Source organism: Bradyrhizobium sp. CB1717, from assembly GCF_029714325.1.
In the GTDB taxonomy this organism is placed as follows: domain Bacteria; phylum Pseudomonadota; class Alphaproteobacteria; order Rhizobiales; family Xanthobacteraceae; genus Bradyrhizobium.
Window position 1 is genome coordinate 8,574,069 of the sequence record NZ_CP121666.1, and the last position, 17,550, is coordinate 8,591,618.

A 17,550-nucleotide genomic window follows, 5' to 3' on the forward strand; every position below is an offset into this window, starting at 1 on the left:
TAGCGTAATCCGGGGTTATTGCAGCGGACGAGAACCCGGATTTCGCTTCGCTCCATCCGGGCTACGATCAATTGCTCACAGCCACGGCGCGGGCGTATCCATCGCGATCAGCTGCTCGACCTCGATGCGCGGGCGCACCACGGCGTACTGGTCGCCCTTCACCAGCACCTCGGGCACCAGCGGGCGCGTGTTGTAGGTGCCGGCCTGCACGGCGCCATAGGCGCCGGCGGTCATGATGGCGAGAAGATCGCCCGCCTTCGGCGTCGGCAGCGTGCGGTCGAGCGCGAGATAGTCGCCGGTCTCGCAGACCGGACCGACCACGTCGGCCGTGATCGTGGCGGCGTCCTTCGCCGGCTGCGTCACCGGCAGGATGTCGTGATGGGCTTCATACAGTGTCGGGCGGATCAGATCGTTCATCGCGGCGTCGATGATGACGAAATTCTTGCCGTCGCCGTGCTTCACATAGATCACCTTGGCGACCAGGATGCCGGCATTGCCGACGATCATGCGGCCCGGCTCGAACATCAGCGTGCAGCCGAGATTGTGGCTGACGCGCTTGACCATGGCGGCATAGGCGGCGGGCGCCGGCGGCGCCTCGCGGTCCATGTAATAGGGAATGCCGAGGCCGCCGCCGAAATCGACATGGCTGATGTCGTGGCCGTCGCTACGCAGCGTCTGCACGAATTCGGAGAGAATGCGGAACGCCGTCTCCATGCCGGAGAGATCGGTGATCTGGCTGCCGATATGCACGTCGGTGCCGGTCACCTGGATTCCGGGCAGCTTTGCCGCGCGCGCATAGACCTCGCGGGCATGCACGATCGGGATGCCGAACTTGTTCTCGGATTTGCCGGTGGAAATCTTGGCATGCGTGCCGGCATCGACGTCGGGATTGACGCGCAACGAGATCCGCGCGGTCTTGCCCACCTCGGTCGCAAGGCGCGAGAGCAGTTCGAGCTCCGGCTCGGATTCGACGTTGAGACAGAGGATGTCGGCGGCCAGTGCGGCCCTCAGTTCGTCTTCCGTCTTGCCGACGCCGGAGAACACGATCTTGCTGGCGGGAATGCCGGCCGCCAGCGCGCGCTTCAACTCGCCGCCCGAGACCACGTCGGCGCCGGCGCCGAGCTTTGCCAGCGTGCGCAGCACCGACTGGTTGGAGTTCGCCTTCATGGCGTAGCAGACCAGCACCTTCTCGCCGGCGAAAGCCTCGGTGAAGACGCGGTAGTGCCGCTCCAGCGTCGCGGTCGAATAGCAATAGAACGGCGTGCCGACCGTTGCGGCCAGCTCGGACAGGTTCACCGCCTCGGCGTGCAGCACGCCGTTGCGATAGTCGAAATGGTTCATGGCGTTGGCTCAGTTACTCCAGCCTACCGGCCGGGCTTGTCGTCCAGGAGCGGGTCGAGAATAAACGATTTCTTGCTGCCCTTGGCAGCCGCAGGCGCAGCGTCCGCACCGTAGGTGGGGTTGAACAGGCTCGGCGTCCTCTGGGTCTCGATCTCGGTGTCGGTGGGCGCGGCGACATTGGCCGTGGACGCGCTGGACGCGGTCGGCGGCAGGTCGAGCGGCCCTTTGCGGCCGCAGCCGGCAAGCGCGAGCGCTGTCAGGCTCAAGACAATGATGGCCCACCCCGAGCCGGCCGGGCGAAACTTTGACGTCACGACGAAATCCCCACTACGCGGGCCGCACCATACAGAGATTGGCACGCTCTGGCGAGAGCCGGATGACCATGAAACATAAGCGAAATTTTGCCGCTCAGCCCAATTTTCGCTCTTTTTCCAGCCGCTTCGCCCAGGCCTTGGCCTGAGAGGCCACGTTCTTCGGCGCGGTGCCGCCGAAGCTGGTGCGGCTCTTCACCGACGATTCGACCGAGAGCACGCCGAGCACGTCCTTGGTGATCTTCGGCTCGATCGCCTGCATCTCCTTCAGCGGCAGCTCGTGCAGCGCCACGCCGCCCTCGGCGGCCTTGGCCACGATGCGGCCGGTGACGTGATGCGCGTCGCGGAAGGGCATCTTCAGGGTCCGCACCAGCCAGTCGGCCAGATCGGTTGCGGTGGCATAGCCCTCGCCGGCAGCCGCCTTCATCTTGGCTTCGTCAGGGACGAGGTCGCGGACCATGCCGGTCATGGCGCGGATCGCCAGCGACAGCGCGGCAAAGCCCTCCATGGCGCCCTGCTTGTCCTCCTGCATGTCCTTTTGATAGGCGAGTGGCAGGCCCTTCATCACGATCAGCAGGCCATTGAGCGCGCCGATGACGCGGCCGGTCTTGGCGCGCACCAGCTCGGCGGCGTCCGGATTGCGCTTCTGCGGCATGATCGAGGAACCGGTGGTGAACTTGTCGCTCAGCCGGATCAGACCGACCAAGGGCGAGGTCCAGATCACGATCTCCTCGGCAAAGCGCGACATGTGCACGGCGCAGATCGACGCAGCCGACAGCGTCTCCAGCACGAAATCCCGATCGGAGACGGCATCGAGCGAGTTCGCCATCGGGCGGTCAAAGCCGAGCGCCTTCGCGGTGGCATGGCGGTCGATCGGGAACGAGGTGCCGGCGAGCGCGGCGGCGCCGAGCGGCGATTCATTGAGCCGCTTGCGCGCATCCTGGAAACGGCCGCGGTCGCGCGCGGCCATCTCGACATAGGCGAGCAGATGATGGCCGAAGGTCACGGGCTGCGCGGTCTGCAGATGGGTGAAGCCGGGCATCACGGTGCCGGCATGCTCCAGCGCGCGCTGGACCAGTGCCTGCTGGAATGCGGCGAGCGCCGCGTCGGTCTCGTCGAGGACGTCGCGGACATAGAGACGGAAGTCGGTCGCGACCTGGTCGTTGCGCGAGCGCGCGGTGTGCAGGCGGCCGGCCGCGGGGCCGATCAGCTCCGACAGGCGGCTCTCGACATTCATATGGATGTCCTCGAGCGCGCGCTTGAACTCGAAGCCGCCCTTGCCGATCTCTGACAAAATCGTGTCTAGACCCTTGCCGATATTTTTCGCATCAGAGGCCGTGATGATGCCCTTCGCGGCGAGCATCGCGGCGTGGGCCTTGGACGCGGCAATGTCCTGGGCAAAGAGGTGACGATCGACGTCGATGGAGACGTTGATCTCTTCCATGATCTCATCGGGACGCTCCGAGAACCGGCCGCCCCACATCTTGTTGCTCATGATCCCCTGCTCACGCCTTGCTTTGCCGCACGTTTGCTGGCCGAGGCCAGCCGTATTAAGAGGCCCCTGATAGCCATATCTGCGACCGGATGACAAACGATATGCTCGACAAAAAGCCCTCCGCCACGCGCCGGATACCCCTCGTCATCGCCACCGTGGCGATCGGCGGGCTGGCCGGCTTCGCCGCGCTGTACGGGCTGGGCCTGAGCCGGGCTCCTGGCGGCGATCCGACCTGCAAGCCGGCGGTGGCGACGGCGCAAAAAATCGCCCCGCTCGCCCATGGCGAGGTGGCGGCGCTGACCATGGCGACCGCGCCCCTGAAGCTGCCCGACCTGGCCTTCGAGGACGCCGACGGCAAGCCGAAGAAACTGTCCGATTTCCGCGGCAAGACGCTGCTGGTGAACCTCTGGGCCACCTGGTGCGTGCCGTGCCGGAAGGAGATGCCGGCGCTGGACGAGCTCCAGGGCAAGCTGTCGGGGCCGAATTTCGAGGTGGTGGCGATCAACATCGACACCCGCGACCCCGAAAAGCCGAAAACCTTCCTGAAAGAGGCCAACCTGACCCGGCTGGGTTACTTCAACGACCAGAAAGCCAAGGTTTTCCAGGATCTTAAAGCGATAGGCCGGGCGCTGGGCATGCCGACCTCGGTGCTGGTCGACCCGCAAGGCTGCGAGATCGCGACGATCGCGGGGCCGGCGGAATGGGCGAGCGAGGATGCGCTGAAGCTGCTGCGGGCCGCGACCGGCAAGGCCGCTGCGTCGCTTTAAGCGCTCAGGCCGTCACGTTCAGGTTGCCGCCGACGCCGGGGCCGACATTGGCCAGCGAAGGCTGACCGGCGCCGAGCAGGGTCAGGACGGTGGATTTCTCCATGTCCATGTTCTGCTTGGTCAGCGTCGCCGCAATATTCGACTGCAGCGCGCCTTGCTGAGCGGCCAGCATGGTGCTGACCATCGCCATCATGTCCATTACGCGAACCCTCGTACCGGCTGTAACCTAGACGCGAGGGGTTAATGGGACATGAATTGTCACGAAGCGGATGTGCGGCCGTAGGGCGACAGTGCCGTAGGGTGGGTTAGCCGAAGGCGTAACCCACCACTCTTCGTATCCGGAGAGGCAGAAGAGGTGGGTTACGCTTCGCTAACCCACCCTACGACGTCAGCGCGTCGGAACCGGCTTGGCGCCGCGGTAGTCGTAGAAGCCGCGCTGGGTCTTGCGACCGAGCCAGCCGGCCTCGACGTATTTCACCAGCAGCGGGCACGGGCGGTATTTGGAGTCGGCGAGGCCTTCGTGGAGGACCTGCATGATCGACAGGCAGGTATCGAGGCCGATGAAATCGGCAAGCTCGAGCGGCCCCATCGGATGGTGCGCGCCGAGCTTCATCGCAGCGTCGATCGCCTCGACATTGCCGACGCCTTCATACAGCGTGTAGATCGCCTCGTTGATCATCGGCAGCAAAATGCGGTTGACGATGAAGGCCGGGAAATCCTCGGAGACCGCGACCTGCTTGCCGAGCTTGGCGACGAATTCCTTGGCCGCCTCGAAGGTCGCATCATCCGTGGCGATGCCGCGGATCAGCTCGACCAGCTCCATCAGCGGCACCGGATTCATGAAATGAATGCCGATGAAGCGCTCGGGCCGGTCGGTGGCGGCAGCAAGGCGGGTGATCGAGATCGAGGACGTGTCGGAGGCGACGATCGCCTCGGGCTTCAAGATGGCGCAGAGCTCGTGGAAGATCTTGCGCTTGACCTCTTCCTTCTCGACCGCGGTCTCGATCACGAGATCGCAATCGGCGAGGTCGTCGAACTTCTCGGCGGCCACGATGCGCGACAGCGCCTTGGTCTTGGCCTCCTCGGTAACGACCTTCTTGGAGACCTGGCGGGCCAGATTGCCGTTGATGGTGGCCATGCCCGACTTGAGGCGGTCGGCCGAAACGTCGTTGAGCACCACGTCGAAGCCGGCGAGCGCCGCAACATGCGCGATGCCATTGCCCATCTGACCCGCGCCGATCACGCCGACCTTCTTGATCACTGCCGCCATAATGTCATCCACCGGAACGGCGCGCAGATCGCGCCCTGCCTATCCCCTGAGCCGGGAGGTCTGATTTGACCAGAAGCCTGATTTAATCAGAACCTTGGCTCGAAACCTAGATTGGATCGCTTCGAAGGCGTGCCCCACGCCAAAGAAAACGCTCAAAAATGAAACACCGGCCGGAGTTTATACCTCCGGCCGGTGTTTTGAACGCGTTTTACTTGCCGAGCTTGCCGAGTTCGGCCGTCAGCTCCGGAACCGCCTGGTAGAGGTCGGCGACCAGGCCGTAATCGGCGACCTGGAAGATCGGCGCGTCCTCGTCCTTGTTGATCGCGACGATCACCTTGGAGTCCTTCATGCCGGCCAGATGCTGAATCGCGCCGGAAATGCCCACGGCGACATAGAGCTCGGGGGCCACGACCTTGCCGGTCTGGCCGACCTGCCAGTCGTTCGGGGCATAGCCCGCGTCCACCGCCGCGCGCGAGGCACCGACACCGGCGCCCAGCTTGTCGGCGAGCGGCTCGATGTACTTTGCGAAGTTTTCCCGGCTCTGCATGGCGCGGCCACCGGAGACGATGATCTTGGCCGAGGTCAGCTCGGGACGGTCGCTCTTGGCCACTTCCTCACCGACGAAGGACGACAGGCCGGGATCGGCCGCCGCCGCCACGGTCTCGACCGGAGCACTGCCGCCTTCGCCTGCCGCGGCGAAGGTGGAGGTCCGCACCGTGATGACCTTCTTGGCGTCCTTCGACTTCACGGTCTGGATGGCGTTGCCGGCATAGATCGGGCGCTCATAGGTGTCGGGGGCGACCACCTTGATGATCTCCGAGACCTGCATGACGTCGAGCAGGGCGGCGACACGCGGCATCACGTTCTTGAAGCGCGAGGTCGCGGGCGCGACGATCGCGTCATAGGACGGGGCCAGCGAGACGATCAGCGCGGCCAGCGGCTCGGCGAGATCATGCGCGTAGAGCTCGCCGTCGGCGAGCAGCACCTTCTTCACGCCGGCAAGCTTGGCGGCGGCATCAGCCGCGGCCTTGGCGTTCTGGCCGGCGACCAGCACCTCGACGTCCGCGCCGAGCGCGGCAGCCGCGGTGAGGGTCTTGTTGGTCGCATCCTTGAGCGACGAATTGTCGTGTTCGGCAATCAGAAGCGTCGTCATCAGAGCACCCCGGCTTCGTTCTTGAGTTTCGACACCAGCTCGGCGACGTCCTTGACCTTGACGCCCGCCTTGCGGCCCGCCGGTTCAGTGGTCTTGAGAACCTCGAGGCGCGCGGCGACATCGACGCCGTAATCGGCGACGGTCTTCTCCGCGATCGGCTTCTTCTTCGCCTTCATGATGTTCGGCAGCGAGGCATAGCGCGGCTCGTTGAGACGGAGGTCGGTGGTGACGATCGCCGGTCCCTTCAGCTTGACGGTCTGCAGGCCGCCGTCGACTTCGCGCGTGACCTTGAAGTCGGAGCCCTCGACCTCGAGCTTGGAAGCGAACGTCGCCTGCGACCAGCCGAGCAGCGCGGCCAGCATCTGGCCGGTCTGGTTGCTGTCGTCGTCGATCGCCTGCTTGCCGAGGATGATGAGGCCAGGCTGCTCTTCTTCGGCAACCTTCTTCAGGATCTTGGCGACGGCGAGCGGCTCGACGGTGCCTTCGGCCTTCACCAGGATGCCGCGATCGGCGCCCATGGCAAGACCGGTGCGGATCGTTTCCGACGCCTGCGCCGGTCCAATGGAGACCACCACGACTTCGGTCGCCTTGCCGGCTTCCTTCAGACGCAGCGCTTCCTCGACCGCGATTTCGTCGAACGGGTTCATCGACATCTTGACGTTGGCGAGTTCAACGCCCGATCCATCGCCCTTGACGCGGACCTTGACGTTGTAATCGACCACCCGCTTTACCGGCACTAAGACCTTCATCGATCCTCTTTCACTCAATTTGGGAGGGGGGTTATCAACTGGCGCGGAACCTAAAGGCCTGATCCGGCCCGGTCAACGCGCGAAGCGGCCAATTTTTAGACCTTAGAAATGCACCGCCCAAATGGGTCAGCGGTTCTGGCCCGGAACCCAGAGCACGTCCCCGGCGCCGTTATGGTTAGCGGCACGGCTCGCCACGAACAGGAAATCCGACAGGCGGTTCATATACTGGATGCCAGCCGCGCTGACCGGCTCGCCCGGTCGGGCCGCCAGTTCCACGATGACGCGTTCCGCCCTGCGGCATATCGTGCGCGCGACATGGAGATGGGCTGCGGCCGGCGTGCCGCCGGGGAGCACGAAGGAGGTCAGCGGCGCGAGCTTGTCGTTGAGCGCGTCGATGTCGCGCTCGAGCCGCTCGACCTGGCTCGCGACCACCCGCAGCCGCTCCGCTTTGCCCTCACGCTCGGGCACGGCGAGATCGGCGCCGAGGTCGAACAGGTCGTTCTGAATGCGGCCGAGCATCGCGTCGAACTCGGGCATGTCATGGGTGTGGAGCCTGACAACGCCGATCGCGGCATTGGTCTCGTCGACGGTGCCATAGGCCTCGATGCGCAGATCGTATTTCGGACGGCGCTCGCCCGAGCCGAGCGCCGTCGTGCCGTCGTCACCGGTCTTGGTATAGATGCGGTTCAGCACCACCATGATAGATTCCTCAATCTTAGGTCATGATCTTGTCGGAAAACCGCTTCGCACTTTGCGCGAACGCGGCCCTACGGGTCCGGATCATGCCCTACCGCCCCATCGCCCAGACTGCGGCCATGGCGATGACGATCGCCACGAACTGCAGCAGCACCCGCCAGCGCATCAGCTTCTGCGAGGTGTTTGGCGAGCCGCCGCGCATCATGTTGACGAGACCGAGCAGCAGCACCAGTGCCACGGCGCCGACCGCGATCGGCAGGATGAAAGTACTCAGGATAGATGCCATCTGAGGGTAGATAACACCGTGTGCGGCGGTTCGCCATGGCGTTCCCGATCTGGCTTTTAAGCCAATTATATCAGAAGCTGGCTGGATGATTTCCGATTTGCGCGAGCGGCCTGTTCTCTTCGCCTCTCCCCGCCTGCGCGGAGAAGCCGGAATGCGCGCGCAGTCCGCAAGCGGGGCGAGGCGAATCCGGGCCGCAAGCGGAGCGAGAGCAACATTGCTCTGGAGCAAGCCGTGAAAGCGATCCGCTACATCTACTGCGTGCTGGAGGATGCGTTCTATACGTTCCTGGCCGACGACGGCTGGGCGATCGCGAGCCATATCGCGCTGTCGACGCTGATGGCGCTGTTTCCGTTCTTGATCGTGCTGACCTCGCTCGCCGGCTTCTTCGGCTCCAAGGAACTCGCCGATCAAGCCGCCAGCCTGATGCTCCAGGTCTGGCCCAAGCAGGTCGCCGATTCGATCTCGGGCGAAATCCACGACGTGCTGACCACCACCCGCACCGGGGTGCTGACCATCGGCGCGGCGCTGTCGGTCTACTTCGCCTCGAACGGCGTCGAGGCGCTCCGCGTCGCGCTCAACCGCGCCTATGCCGTGGTGGAGATGCGGCGCTGGTACTGGCTGCGGCTGGAATCGATCGGCTACACGCTGGTCGCGGCCTTCACTGCGCTCGCCATGGCGTTCCTGATCGTGCTCGGTCCGCTCTTCATCGAGGCGGCGCGGCGCCATATCCCGCTGTTCGTCGAATCCAACGAGAGCATCCTCACCTGGCTGCGCTACGGCATCACCATCGGCGCACTGGTGGTGGCGCTGGTGATCCTGCATGCCTGGCTGCCGGCGGGCCGGAGGAGCTTCTTCCAGATCCTGCCCGGCATCGTCTTCACCATCGTGGCGTCGCTGATCTCAGGCATCGTCTTCGGACAATATCTGGCGCGCTTCGCCAACAATTACGTGACGATGTATGCAGGCCTCGCCTCGGTGATCATCGCGCTGGTGTTCCTGTATTTCATCGCCGCGATCTTCGTTTACGGCGGCGAGCTCAATGCCGCGATCATCAAGTCGCAGCTTCCTCACGGCGTGTCGCTTCAAGCAGCGCAGTCGCTAGAGCCCGCGGAGACACAGGCTTGACCAGGAAAGCGTCGGCGCCGGCTTCACGCGAGGCCGCCTCGTCCTCGCCGCGCCCGGAGACCCCGATGATGGGGATCTGAGCCAGCGGCGCCGGCATGGTGCGGATCCGCCTGATCGCCTCGACGCCGTCGATCCCAGGCAGCACCATGTCCATCAGCACCGCATCGAAGGCGCCCTGCTCCAGCCGGTTCACGGCATCCTCGCCGCGGCCGATGAACTCGGCATGATGGCCGAGCTCGGTGAGGATGGTGTTGAGCACGACGCGGCCGAACGGGTTGTCCTCGACGCTAAGCACGCGCAGCGCAGCCACCGCGTCCACCTCGGCCTGGCCCTTCGATTTGCGGGACCTGGCCGGTCCCGTCGCATCCAGCGACACCGTCAATGTGAAGGTCGCGCCGCCGCCACTGCGCGGCGCGACGGAGATGTCGCCGCCCATCGCGCGCGCCAGTTGCTTCACCGAGGACAGCCCGAGGCCGGCGCCGCCGAAACGCGAGGCGATGGTGACATTGGCCTGGGTGAACGGGCGGAACAGCCGCTTGATCTCGGCCATGGTGAGGCCGATGCCGCTGTCGGACACCGCGAAGGCGACGCCGACCCTGCCCTTGCCCTTCCTGGCCGGACGCCAGGGCGTCACAGCGAGCGCCACGCCGCCCTGCTCGGTGAACTTCACGGCATTGTCGATCAGGTTCTCGAGCGCGGCGCGCAGGCGGACGGGATCGCCGACCACCAGCCCCGGCAGCTTGTCCGAGATCTCGACCTGGGCCTGGAGCCCCTTGGCCGCGGCGCGCCCGGCGAGCGAATCGCCGGTGCTGCGCGCGAGCGCCCGCAAGTCGAACAGATCCTGCCGCAGCGTGCTGCCGGCGCCCTTGCCCGTTTTGGCAGCGTCCACGAACAGTGTAGCAAGGCTCGCCAGATGCTCGGCACCCGCCTTGATGGTGTCGGCCCAGCGCCTCTCCCGCTCCCCGAGATCGGAGGTCGCGAGCAGATCGCTGATGGCGAGAATGCCGGTCAGGGGGGTGCGGACCTCGTGGGCAAAGGCGGCGAGCGCCGCCTGGACCACATCTGGCGCGGCGGCCTTGGTGGCGCGCTTGCGCGACCGCCCGGCCGCCCCGGACCGCTTCCGAGGCGGTCGCCTGGACGTCCGCGTAGTGCGCACCGCGCGCGTTTTCGCCGCCATAATTCCCCTTCGAAGTATCCCCTTCGAACCCGGGCTATCAGGCAAGCATGGCATGACGGAACCCTCGGAGTCACGGCAGCGTTTCGCTAACCCCCAGAGAAACTTAACCTAATCCCACCAGCCGGCGGACACTGGCGGGCGTGGCGCCCGCGGCGCGCAACTCCCGCAGCCCCGTCGCGCGGCTGGATTTCGACAGCTTCCGCCCCTCCTCGTCGCGAATCAGGGCATGGTGGCGGTAAGCGGGTTCCGGCAGGACGAGCAAAACCTGGAGCAGGCGGTGCACCGCGGTTGCGTGAAACAAGTCCTGCCCCCGCACGATCTCGCTGACACCCTGGAGCGCGTCGTCGACGACCACGGACAGATGGTAGCTGGTCGGCGTCTCCTTGCGGGCCAGGATCACATCGCCCCAGGCCTCCGGTCGCGCCGGGACGGTGCCGTTCTCGCCGTCGGGTCCCTCGCCGAGCTCGTTCCAGCTCAGGCCGTCGACGCGGCGGCAGGCGGCAGCCATGTCGAGCCGGAGCGCGTAGGGCGCGCCCGAGGCGATCAGTCGCGTCCGCTCGCCTGAAGACAGCGATTTGGCGTCACCTGGATAAAGCGGTGCGCCGTCGGGATCGCGCGGCCACGGCCCGTCGGCTTCTCGCGCGGTCACCAGCCTTGCGATCTCGGCGCGGCTTTCAAAGGCAGGATAGACGAGGCCCAGCTCGGAGAGTCTTTCGAGCGCAGCGCGATAGTCGGACAGATGCTCCGACTGCCGCCGCACCGGCGTCTCCCAGGCGATCCCGAGCCAGGCGAGGTCCTCGTAGATCGCGGCTTCATATTCCGGCCGGCAGCGTGTCGCATCGATGTCCTCGATCCGCAGCAACAGCCGCCCACCGGTCCCGCGCGCCCGATCGAAGTTGAGCAGCGCGGAATAGGCGTGGCCGAGATGCAGGAAGCCGTTCGGGCTGGGGGCAAATCGGAAAACGGGTGGCATGAATTCTCTCAAGACTCGTCATTGCCGGGCTTGACCCGGCAATCCATCTTCCATGACTCTGTTACGATAGGAGATGGATGGCCGGGTCAAGCCCGGCCATGACGCCGGAGAGAGCTTACCGAGCCACATGACCATCCATCTCGAATCCCAGTCCGACCTCGAAGAAGCCGTCCACGCGCTGATCAAGCGCGATCCACGGCTCAAGCCCGTGCTCGAGACCGCGGGCATGCCGGCGCTGCGGCGGCGCGAGCCGGGCTTTACCGGGCTCGCGCACATCGTCTGCGGACAGCAGCTTTCAACCGCCAGCGCGTCGGCGATCTGGGGGCGGTTGTCCGCCGCCTTTGATCCGTTCGACCATGATGCCGTGCGCCGCGCCCGCACCGACCGGCTGGGGCGGCTCGGCCTGTCCGCCGCCAAGATCAAGACGCTGAAGCATCTGGCACGCGAGATCAATGCGCAGCGGCTGAACCTCGACGTGCTCGCGGAGGAAGATGCCGACGCCGCGCACCACACGCTGATCTCGCTGCCCGGCATCGGGCCGTGGACGGCGGATGTCTATCTCTTGTTCTGCCTTGGCCATGGCGATGCCTGGCCGGCCGGCGATCTCGCCGTGCAGGAGGGCATCAAGATTGGCCTCGGCCTCAAGGCGCGGCCGACGGAGAAGCAGATGGCGCCGCTCGCCGAGCCCTGGCGTCCCCTGCGCGGCGCGGCGGCGCATCTGTGGTGGAGCTATTATCGCGCCGTCAAGAAGCGCGAAGGCGTGCTCGCCGGAAATTAGCCCCGCAGCCGCTCGCGATCGGCGCGGGCGCATTCGGCCACGAAGTCGACCACGGCGCGCACCGCGGACAGCTCGACCAGATCAGGATGGGCGAGCAGCCAGAGGTCGGCGACGCTGACGAGCTTCTGCGGCGCGACGCGCACGAGGTCCGGATAGCTTTCCGCGACGAAGCAGGACAGCGCGGAGATTCCGATCCCGGCACGCACCGCCGCCAGCATGTCGCCTTGCGACGAGCAGCGCATCACGACGGTGCCCTGGCGCGTGATCGCATCGCTCCAGCGCGCCAGCTGCGCGTTGGAATCCTGGTCGGCAAAGCCGATGACACTATGCCCCTTCCACTCGCCGCTGCGCTCCGGCAGGGAGCGGCCAGCGGCATAGTCGCGCGAGGCATAAAAGCCGGTGCCGAGACGGCCGATCTTGCGGCCGACCAGGTTTTCCTCGCCGCTGTCGACCGGTCGCAGCACCACGTCGGCCTCCCGGCGGCGCACGCTGGCCGGAAACGGATGGGTGATGATCTCGAGCCGGATATGGTCATGCGCGCCCAGAAAGGACCGCAGCCGCGGCATCAGCCAGTGAGAGGCCAGCGTCGCGCCGATCGACAGCTTGACCGTGCCACGCGCCTTGCGGCCGCCGGCGCCGACCGCCGCCTCGGCCCGGAGCGCGGCAGCCGCCATCGCCTCCGCATGCTCGCGCAGCGTACGTCCGTCGGCGGTGAGCACGAAGCCGTCTGCGGCGCGCGCCAGCAGCTTGGTGCCGAGCTGCGCCTCCAGCGCCGCGACCTTGCGGCTGACGGTCGGATGGCTGGCGTGCAGACGCTTTGCCGCAGCCGTGAAGCTGCCGGTATCGGCGACCGCGACGAAGGTCTTGCAGAGGTCCCAGTCCACCGGCGGCTCCGTTCAAACATGAATACCCGCTTGTTCAATATTGAACGATCCGCTCCCGCCGTCCAACCCTATAGTGCGGTCAAACCCGCCAGGCAGGACACTCTGCCGGCGCGACAAATCGACATGGAAGCGCTCACCATCGGCCGCAAGGACCGGCGATGCGCGCCATCAGGAGGATCGGATGGCACTGCCCGCCCTGCTCAAGAACAGTCTGGAGCTGCCCGTCGTCGGCTCGCCGCTCTTCATCGTCTCCGGACCAGAGCTGGTGATCGCCCAGTGCAAGGCGGGTGTCGTCGGCTCGTTTCCCGCACTCAATGCCCGTCCGGTCGAGAAGCTCGACGAATGGCTGAGCCGGATCGAGGACGAGCTCGGCGAATACAAGTCGCGCAATCCCGGCAAGAAGGTCGCACCCTACGCCGTCAACCAGATCTGCCATGCCTCCAACGACCGGTTGATGAAGGACATGGAAACCTGCGTGAAGCACAAGGCGCCGATCATCATCACCTCGCTGCGGCCGCCGGCGGAGATCGTCGAAGCCGCGCATTCCTATGGCGGGCTGGTGTTCCACGACGTCATCAACGTCAAGCATGCGCGCAAAGCCGCCGAACAGGGCGTCGACGGCCTGATTCTGGTCTGCGCCGGCGCGGGCGGACATGCCGGCACGCTGTCGCCCTTCGCGCTGGTGCGCGAGGTCAAGCAATGGTTTGGCGGCGCGATCCTGCTGTCGGGCGCGATCAGCGACGGTTTTGGCATCGCCTCCGCGCTGACGCTGGGCGCCGACCTCGCCTATATGGGCACGCGCTTCATCGCGACGCAGGAAGCCAATGCCGACCAAGCCTACAAGTCGGCGCTGACGCAGCATGCCGCACACGACATCGTCTACACCAACCTGTTCACCGGCGTGCACGGCAATTATCTTGGGCCGTCGATTGCGGCCGCGGGGCTCGATCCGGATAGCCTTCCCGCCGCCGACAAGTCGAAGATGAATTTCGGTTCCGGCGGCAACATGAAATCCAAGGCGTGGCGCGACATCTGGGGATCGGGCCAGGGCATCGGCCAGATCACCGACGTCCCTCCGGTCGCAGAGCTCGTCGACCGGATGAAGGGCGAGTTCGATCAGGCCCGGCAGGATTTCCTGATGCGCGCCAGTGCCTGACGGCCTGGTCCGACAAGAAAATTGGACTGACAAGAAAAACGGGAGGACATCATGAAGCTGGCAGTCGCACTGATCGGCCTGTCGTTGCTGACGCTCGCAACCGGGACCGCCCGTGCCGAAGGCGGCGACGAGATCCGCATCGGACAGACGCTGCCCTATAGTGGCCCGGCCTCCGGCTTCGGTGCGATCGGACGGACGCAGGAGGCGTTCTTCGAGAAGGTCAATGCCGAGGGCGGCATCAACGGCCGCAAGGTCAAGTTCATCACACTGGACGACGCCTACTCGCCGCCCAAGACGGTGGAGCAGACCCGCAAGCTGGTGGAGCAGGACGAGGTGCTGATGATGTTCGGCTCGCTCGGCACCGCCACCAACAGTGCCGTGCAGCGCTACCTCAACGGCAAGAAGGTGCCGCAGCTGTTCGTGCTCTCGGGTGCGACGAAATGGGCCGATCCGCAGAAATATCCGTGGACCATGCCCGGCATGGCCGCCTACGAATCCGAGGGCGTGGTCTATGCCAAGCACGTGCTGCGAACCAAGCCCGGCGCGAAGATCGCCATCCTGTCCCAGAACGACGATTTCGGCCGCGACTATGTCGCCGGCTTCAAGCGCGCGCTCGGCGAAAAAGGCGCCAGCATGATCGTGGCGGAGCAGACCTACGAGACCAGCGCGCCGACGATCAGCTCGCAGCTCTCGACCCTGAAGTCATCGGGCGCCGACGTGCTGTTCGGCGTCGTGCTCGGCAAGTTCACCTCGCAGATGATCAAGGGCGTCGCCGAGATCGGCTGGAAGCCGGAGCTGTTCTTCGTGCCGACGTCGGCCTCGTCGATCTCGTTCCTCGAGCCGGCCGGGCTCGACAACGCGGTCGGCCTGATCTCGTCGAGCAACCAGAAGGACACGATGGACCCGCAATGGGCCGGCGATTCCGGCGTGAAGGAGTACTTCGCCTTCATGAAGCAATACATGCCGACCGCGGACCTCTCCAACTCCAACTACGCGGCCGGCTACCACTATGCGACGCTGCTGATGACGGTGCTGAAGGCCTGCAAGGATGATTTCAGCCGCGACAACATCATGCGCCAGGCCGCCTCGCTGAAGGAGGTGAAGCTGCCGCTGCTGCTGCCGGGCATGTCCGTCACCACCGGCCCCGATGACTATCTGCCTTTCCAGCAGCTGCAGCTCCGGCGCTTCAACGGCAAGAGCTGGGTCGGGTTCGGCGACGTGCTGGACGATCGCTAAGCTCGAGCGCGAAAAGGGACACGCCATGATCATCAGCGGCGAACGCCGGATCGGCTACGACGAGATCCAGATCCGCATCAGACGGGCGGCGAGCGGGCTTCGCGCCCTTGGCCTTCTCGAAGGCGCTCCGGTCGCCATGATGCTGCGCAACGATTTTGCGCTGTTCGAGGTGGTTGCGGCCTCTGCCGCGCTGGGCAGCCCGGTGGTGCCGATCAACTGGCATCTCAAGGCCGAGGAGGTCCGCTACATCCTGACCGACAGCGGTGCGAGGATCCTGGTCTGCCATGCCGATCTGCTGCCGCAGATCCGCGCGGGCCTGCCCGAGGATGTCCGCCTGCTCGTCGTCGCGACGCCGTCCGAGCTCGCGGCGACCTTCGCCGTTCTCCCCGAGCTGACCCAGGTCCCGGCGGGCCTGACCGATTGGGACCGCTGGCGCGACGGCCATCCGGAAAATCAGGAGCCGCCGCGCCGGGCCACGGCAATGATCTACACGTCGGGGACCACGGGCATGCCGAAGGGCGTGCGGCGGATGCCGATGCAGCCCGAACAGGCAGCCGCCTCCGAGCGCGTCGGCGCGATCGCCTATGGCATCAAGCCGCGGGACAATCAGGTCGTGCTGATCAACGGCCCGATGTATCACTCGGCGCCGCACTCCTACGGCATGCTGGCGTTCCGCAGCGGCTGCACCATCGTCCTCCAGGCGCGGTTCGACGCCGAGGAGCTGCTGGCCCTGATCGAGCGCCACCGCGTCACGCATATTCACATGGTGCCGACCATGTTCGTCCGGCTGCTGCGGCTGCCCGAGGCTGTGAGACAGCGCTACGACCTCTCCTCGCTGCGCTTCGTGGTGCACGGTGCCGCGCCTTGCCCGCCCGAGATCAAGCGGGCCATGATCGAGTGGTGGGGACCCGTGATCAACGAATATTTCGGCTCGACCGAGACCGGCATCCCGGTGTGGCACTCGGCCGAGGAGGCGTTGAAGAAGCCCGGCACTGTCGGCCGCGCCATCGAAGGCGGCATCGTCAAGATTTTTCGCGACGACGGCAGCCTCTGCGGCGCTGGTGAGGTCGGCGAGATCTACATGCGCCAGACCGCGGTGCCGGACTTCGACTATCACGGCAAGGCGCAGGCGCGGGCAGAGGCCGGGCGCGACGGTCTCGTCAGCGTCGGCGACGTCGGCTATCTCGACGAAGACGGCTATCTGTTCCTGTGCGATCGCAAGCGCGACATGGTGATCTCGGGCGGCGTCAACATCTATCCCGCCGAGATCGAGAACGTGCTGATCGCAATGCCCGGCGTGCGCGACTGCGCCGTGTTCGGCATCCCCGACGCCGAATTTGGCGAGCGACTGTGCGCCTGCATCGAGCCGGAGACGGGCGCGCAGCTCTCCGCCGCCGCGGTCCAGGCCTTTCTGCGCGAGCGATTGGCCAACTTCAAGGTGCCGAAGGAGGTCCAGTTCCTGGATGCGCTGCCCCGCGAGGCGACCGGGAAGATCTTCAAGCGCAAGCTGCGCGATCCCTATTGGGCGGCGTGATCAGGTCCACGCCCCCGGGCTCGATGATCGATACCGCGGCAAGCATGCCGCCGGCGATCAGCAAGCGTCGCCTAAAGGGCACGCGAAGGGGCAACGCGTACCGAGTTGCAAAGATGCGTCAACGGGACGTATCGGCCATGGTTCCTGCGCATCGTCGCGTCACGTGGTGTTCGTAACGGCGCCCATTGCCGCACCCACTGCGCATTGCTCACGCGCGCTTTGATCGCCATCGCGGAGCAACCAATCGGACTCTCGTCTGTTGTCGCCCGGCACAATCAACTGTCGGAGGACAATAATGTCACGTCTACCCATTCTGGTCGCAGCACTCCTGCTGCTCGGGTCAGCGCCCCTCAGCGCACAGTCGCAGCCCGCACAAAGCGGGCCGGGCAACAACGCGATCAACAGTTCCGATCAGAACAACTCGAACGCCCCGGTCGCGGGCCGCAACAGCTTCACCGAAGGCCAGGCGAAATCGAAGATCGAGGGCGCGGGCTATTCCAACGTATCCGGCCTGCAGAAAGACAACGACGGCGTGTGGCGCGGCAAGGCCGACAAGGCCGGGGCCAAGACCGACGTGAGCGTCGACTTCCAGGGCAACGTGAACCCCGCCAAGTAAGCC

The 17,550-nt window shown here is 65.7% G+C and carries 19 protein-coding genes; 7 read left to right on the forward strand and 12 right to left on the reverse strand.

The genetic code is table 11. From position 1 onward, the window contains the following. Window positions 1-75: 75 nt before the first annotated feature. From lysA to argH, 3 genes are all read right to left on the reverse strand, one after another. Entirely contained in the window at window positions 76-1,341 is a 1,266-nt protein-coding gene (gene lysA / locus QA649_RS39825) for a diaminopimelate decarboxylase (protein ID WP_283021922.1), read from the reverse strand. 23 nt (window positions 1,342-1,364) lie between these two features. Further along, the gene (locus tag QA649_RS39830; RefSeq protein WP_283021923.1) at window positions 1,365-1,655 is read right to left on the reverse strand and encodes a lipoprotein; all 291 of its coding nucleotides are present in this window, start codon (window positions 1,653-1,655) and stop codon (window positions 1,365-1,367) included. A 94-nt stretch (window positions 1,656-1,749) separates the two neighbouring features. Further along, complete coding sequence (argH, locus tag QA649_RS39835) at window positions 1,750-3,147, reverse strand: argininosuccinate lyase (protein WP_283021924.1); 1,398 nt, start codon at window positions 3,145-3,147, stop codon at window positions 1,750-1,752. Between the two features lie 101 nt (window positions 3,148-3,248). Here argH and QA649_RS39840 point away from each other — a divergent pair, with 101 nt between their 5' ends. After that, window positions 3,249-3,914 (forward strand): TlpA disulfide reductase family protein, encoded by a 666-nt coding sequence (locus QA649_RS39840; protein WP_026312545.1) that lies wholly within the window; start codon window positions 3,249-3,251, stop codon window positions 3,912-3,914. A 4-nt stretch (window positions 3,915-3,918) separates the two neighbouring features. Here QA649_RS39840 and QA649_RS39845 read toward each other — a convergent pair whose 3' ends face one another. The 6 genes from QA649_RS39845 to QA649_RS39870 form a co-directional block, all read right to left on the reverse strand. Next, entirely contained in the window at window positions 3,919-4,113 is a 195-nt protein-coding gene (locus tag QA649_RS39845; RefSeq protein WP_027562813.1) for a putative motility protein, read from the reverse strand. Between the two features lie 189 nt (window positions 4,114-4,302). Next, window positions 4,303-5,184 carry a 3-hydroxybutyryl-CoA dehydrogenase gene (locus QA649_RS39850; RefSeq protein ID WP_283021925.1) on the reverse strand — a complete coding sequence of 294 codons (882 nt, stop codon included), beginning with the start codon at window positions 5,182-5,184 and terminating at the stop codon, window positions 4,303-4,305. 208 nt (window positions 5,185-5,392) lie between these two features. Continuing rightward, a complete protein-coding gene (locus QA649_RS39855; RefSeq protein ID WP_283021926.1) occupies window positions 5,393-6,337 on the reverse strand; it encodes an FAD-binding protein in 945 nt (314 codons plus the stop codon). After that, window positions 6,337-7,086, reverse strand: a complete 750-nt coding sequence (locus QA649_RS39860; protein WP_130363342.1) for an electron transfer flavoprotein subunit beta/FixA family protein — start codon at window positions 7,084-7,086, stop codon at window positions 6,337-6,339. The genes QA649_RS39855 and QA649_RS39860 overlap by 1 nt, the downstream gene beginning before the upstream one ends. A 126-nt stretch (window positions 7,087-7,212) precedes the next feature. Continuing rightward, window positions 7,213-7,785 (reverse strand): cob(I)yrinic acid a,c-diamide adenosyltransferase, encoded by a 573-nt coding sequence (locus QA649_RS39865; protein WP_283021927.1) that lies wholly within the window; start codon window positions 7,783-7,785, stop codon window positions 7,213-7,215. 88 nt (window positions 7,786-7,873) lie between these two features. Then, a complete protein-coding gene (locus QA649_RS39870) occupies window positions 7,874-8,068 on the reverse strand; it encodes a twin transmembrane helix small protein (RefSeq protein WP_018646527.1) in 195 nt (64 codons plus the stop codon). A 231-nt stretch (window positions 8,069-8,299) separates the two neighbouring features. On the opposite strand from QA649_RS39870, the gene QA649_RS39875 reads away from it, so the two are divergent. Then, window positions 8,300-9,193, forward strand: coding sequence for a YihY/virulence factor BrkB family protein (locus tag QA649_RS39875; protein ID WP_283021928.1), 894 nt, complete (start codon window positions 8,300-8,302; stop codon window positions 9,191-9,193). Here QA649_RS39875 and QA649_RS39880 read toward each other — a convergent pair. Continuing rightward, window positions 9,120-10,370 carry an ATP-binding protein gene (locus tag QA649_RS39880; RefSeq protein ID WP_283021929.1) on the reverse strand — a complete coding sequence of 417 codons (1,251 nt, stop codon included), beginning with the start codon at window positions 10,368-10,370 and terminating at the stop codon, window positions 9,120-9,122. The two genes, QA649_RS39875 and QA649_RS39880, sit on opposite strands and share 74 nt — an antisense overlap. A 103-nt stretch (window positions 10,371-10,473) precedes the next feature. Then, on the reverse strand, window positions 10,474-11,343 hold the full coding sequence (gene gluQRS / locus QA649_RS39885; protein WP_283021930.1) for a tRNA glutamyl-Q(34) synthetase GluQRS: 870 nt from the start codon (window positions 11,341-11,343) through the stop codon (window positions 10,474-10,476). A gap of 127 nt (window positions 11,344-11,470) precedes the next feature. On the opposite strand from gluQRS, the gene QA649_RS39890 reads away from it, so the two are divergent. Beyond that, the gene (locus QA649_RS39890) at window positions 11,471-12,121 is read left to right on the forward strand and encodes a DNA-3-methyladenine glycosylase 2 family protein (protein ID WP_283026204.1); all 651 of its coding nucleotides are present in this window, start codon (window positions 11,471-11,473) and stop codon (window positions 12,119-12,121) included. Here QA649_RS39890 and QA649_RS39895 read toward each other — a convergent pair. After that, window positions 12,118-13,005 (reverse strand): LysR family transcriptional regulator, encoded by an 888-nt coding sequence (locus tag QA649_RS39895; RefSeq protein WP_283021931.1) that lies wholly within the window; start codon window positions 13,003-13,005, stop codon window positions 12,118-12,120. The two genes, QA649_RS39890 and QA649_RS39895, sit on opposite strands and share 4 nt — an antisense overlap. Before the next feature lie 181 nt (window positions 13,006-13,186). Between QA649_RS39895 and QA649_RS39900 the strand changes: the two genes are divergently transcribed. The 4 genes from QA649_RS39900 (at window position 13,187) to QA649_RS39915 (ending at window position 17,547) form a co-directional block, all read left to right on the forward strand. Beyond that, window positions 13,187-14,161 (forward strand): nitronate monooxygenase family protein, encoded by a 975-nt coding sequence (locus tag QA649_RS39900; protein ID WP_283021932.1) that lies wholly within the window; start codon window positions 13,187-13,189, stop codon window positions 14,159-14,161. Between the two features lie 51 nt (window positions 14,162-14,212). Then, window positions 14,213-15,397, forward strand: coding sequence for an ABC transporter substrate-binding protein (locus tag QA649_RS39905; protein ID WP_283021933.1), 1,185 nt, complete (start codon window positions 14,213-14,215; stop codon window positions 15,395-15,397). A 25-nt stretch (window positions 15,398-15,422) separates the two neighbouring features. Beyond that, window positions 15,423-16,931, forward strand: a complete 1,509-nt coding sequence (locus QA649_RS39910; RefSeq protein ID WP_283021934.1) for an acyl-CoA synthetase — start codon at window positions 15,423-15,425, stop codon at window positions 16,929-16,931. Between the two features lie 295 nt (window positions 16,932-17,226). Continuing rightward, a complete protein-coding gene (locus tag QA649_RS39915) occupies window positions 17,227-17,547 on the forward strand; it encodes a hypothetical protein (protein WP_283021935.1) in 321 nt (106 codons plus the stop codon). Window positions 17,548-17,550: the final 3 nt, after the last annotated feature.

Coding starts and splice junctions, on each gene's coding strand:
- lysA (WP_283021922.1), bottom strand. CDS start 1,341: ATGAACCATTTCGACTATCGCAACGGCGTGCTGCACGCCGAGGCGGTG.
- QA649_RS39850 (WP_283021925.1), bottom strand. CDS start 5,184: ATGGCGGCAGTGATCAAGAAGGTCGGCGTGATCGGCGCGGGTCAGATG.
- QA649_RS39910 (WP_283021934.1), top strand. CDS start 15,423: ATGATCATCAGCGGCGAACGCCGGATCGGCTACGACGAGATCCAGATC.
- QA649_RS39865 (WP_283021927.1), bottom strand. CDS start 7,785: ATGGTGGTGCTGAACCGCATCTATACCAAGACCGGTGACGACGGCACG.
- QA649_RS39860 (WP_130363342.1), bottom strand. CDS start 7,086: ATGAAGGTCTTAGTGCCGGTAAAGCGGGTGGTCGATTACAACGTCAAG.
- QA649_RS39880 (WP_283021929.1), bottom strand. CDS start 10,370: ATGGCGGCGAAAACGCGCGCGGTGCGCACTACGCGGACGTCCAGGCGA.
- QA649_RS39905 (WP_283021933.1), top strand. CDS start 14,213: ATGAAGCTGGCAGTCGCACTGATCGGCCTGTCGTTGCTGACGCTCGCA.
- QA649_RS39890 (WP_283026204.1), top strand. CDS start 11,471: ATGACCATCCATCTCGAATCCCAGTCCGACCTCGAAGAAGCCGTCCAC.
- QA649_RS39855 (WP_283021926.1), bottom strand. CDS start 6,337: ATGACGACGCTTCTGATTGCCGAACACGACAATTCGTCGCTCAAGGAT.
- QA649_RS39870 (WP_018646527.1), bottom strand. CDS start 8,068: ATGGCATCTATCCTGAGTACTTTCATCCTGCCGATCGCGGTCGGCGCC.
- gluQRS (WP_283021930.1), bottom strand. CDS start 11,343: ATGCCACCCGTTTTCCGATTTGCCCCCAGCCCGAACGGCTTCCTGCAT.
- QA649_RS39915 (WP_283021935.1), top strand. CDS start 17,227: ATGTCACGTCTACCCATTCTGGTCGCAGCACTCCTGCTGCTCGGGTCA.
- QA649_RS39900 (WP_283021932.1), top strand. CDS start 13,187: ATGGCACTGCCCGCCCTGCTCAAGAACAGTCTGGAGCTGCCCGTCGTC.
- argH (WP_283021924.1), bottom strand. CDS start 3,147: ATGAGCAACAAGATGTGGGGCGGCCGGTTCTCGGAGCGTCCCGATGAG.
- QA649_RS39840 (WP_026312545.1), top strand. CDS start 3,249: ATGCTCGACAAAAAGCCCTCCGCCACGCGCCGGATACCCCTCGTCATC.
- QA649_RS39845 (WP_027562813.1), bottom strand. CDS start 4,113: ATGGACATGATGGCGATGGTCAGCACCATGCTGGCCGCTCAGCAAGGC.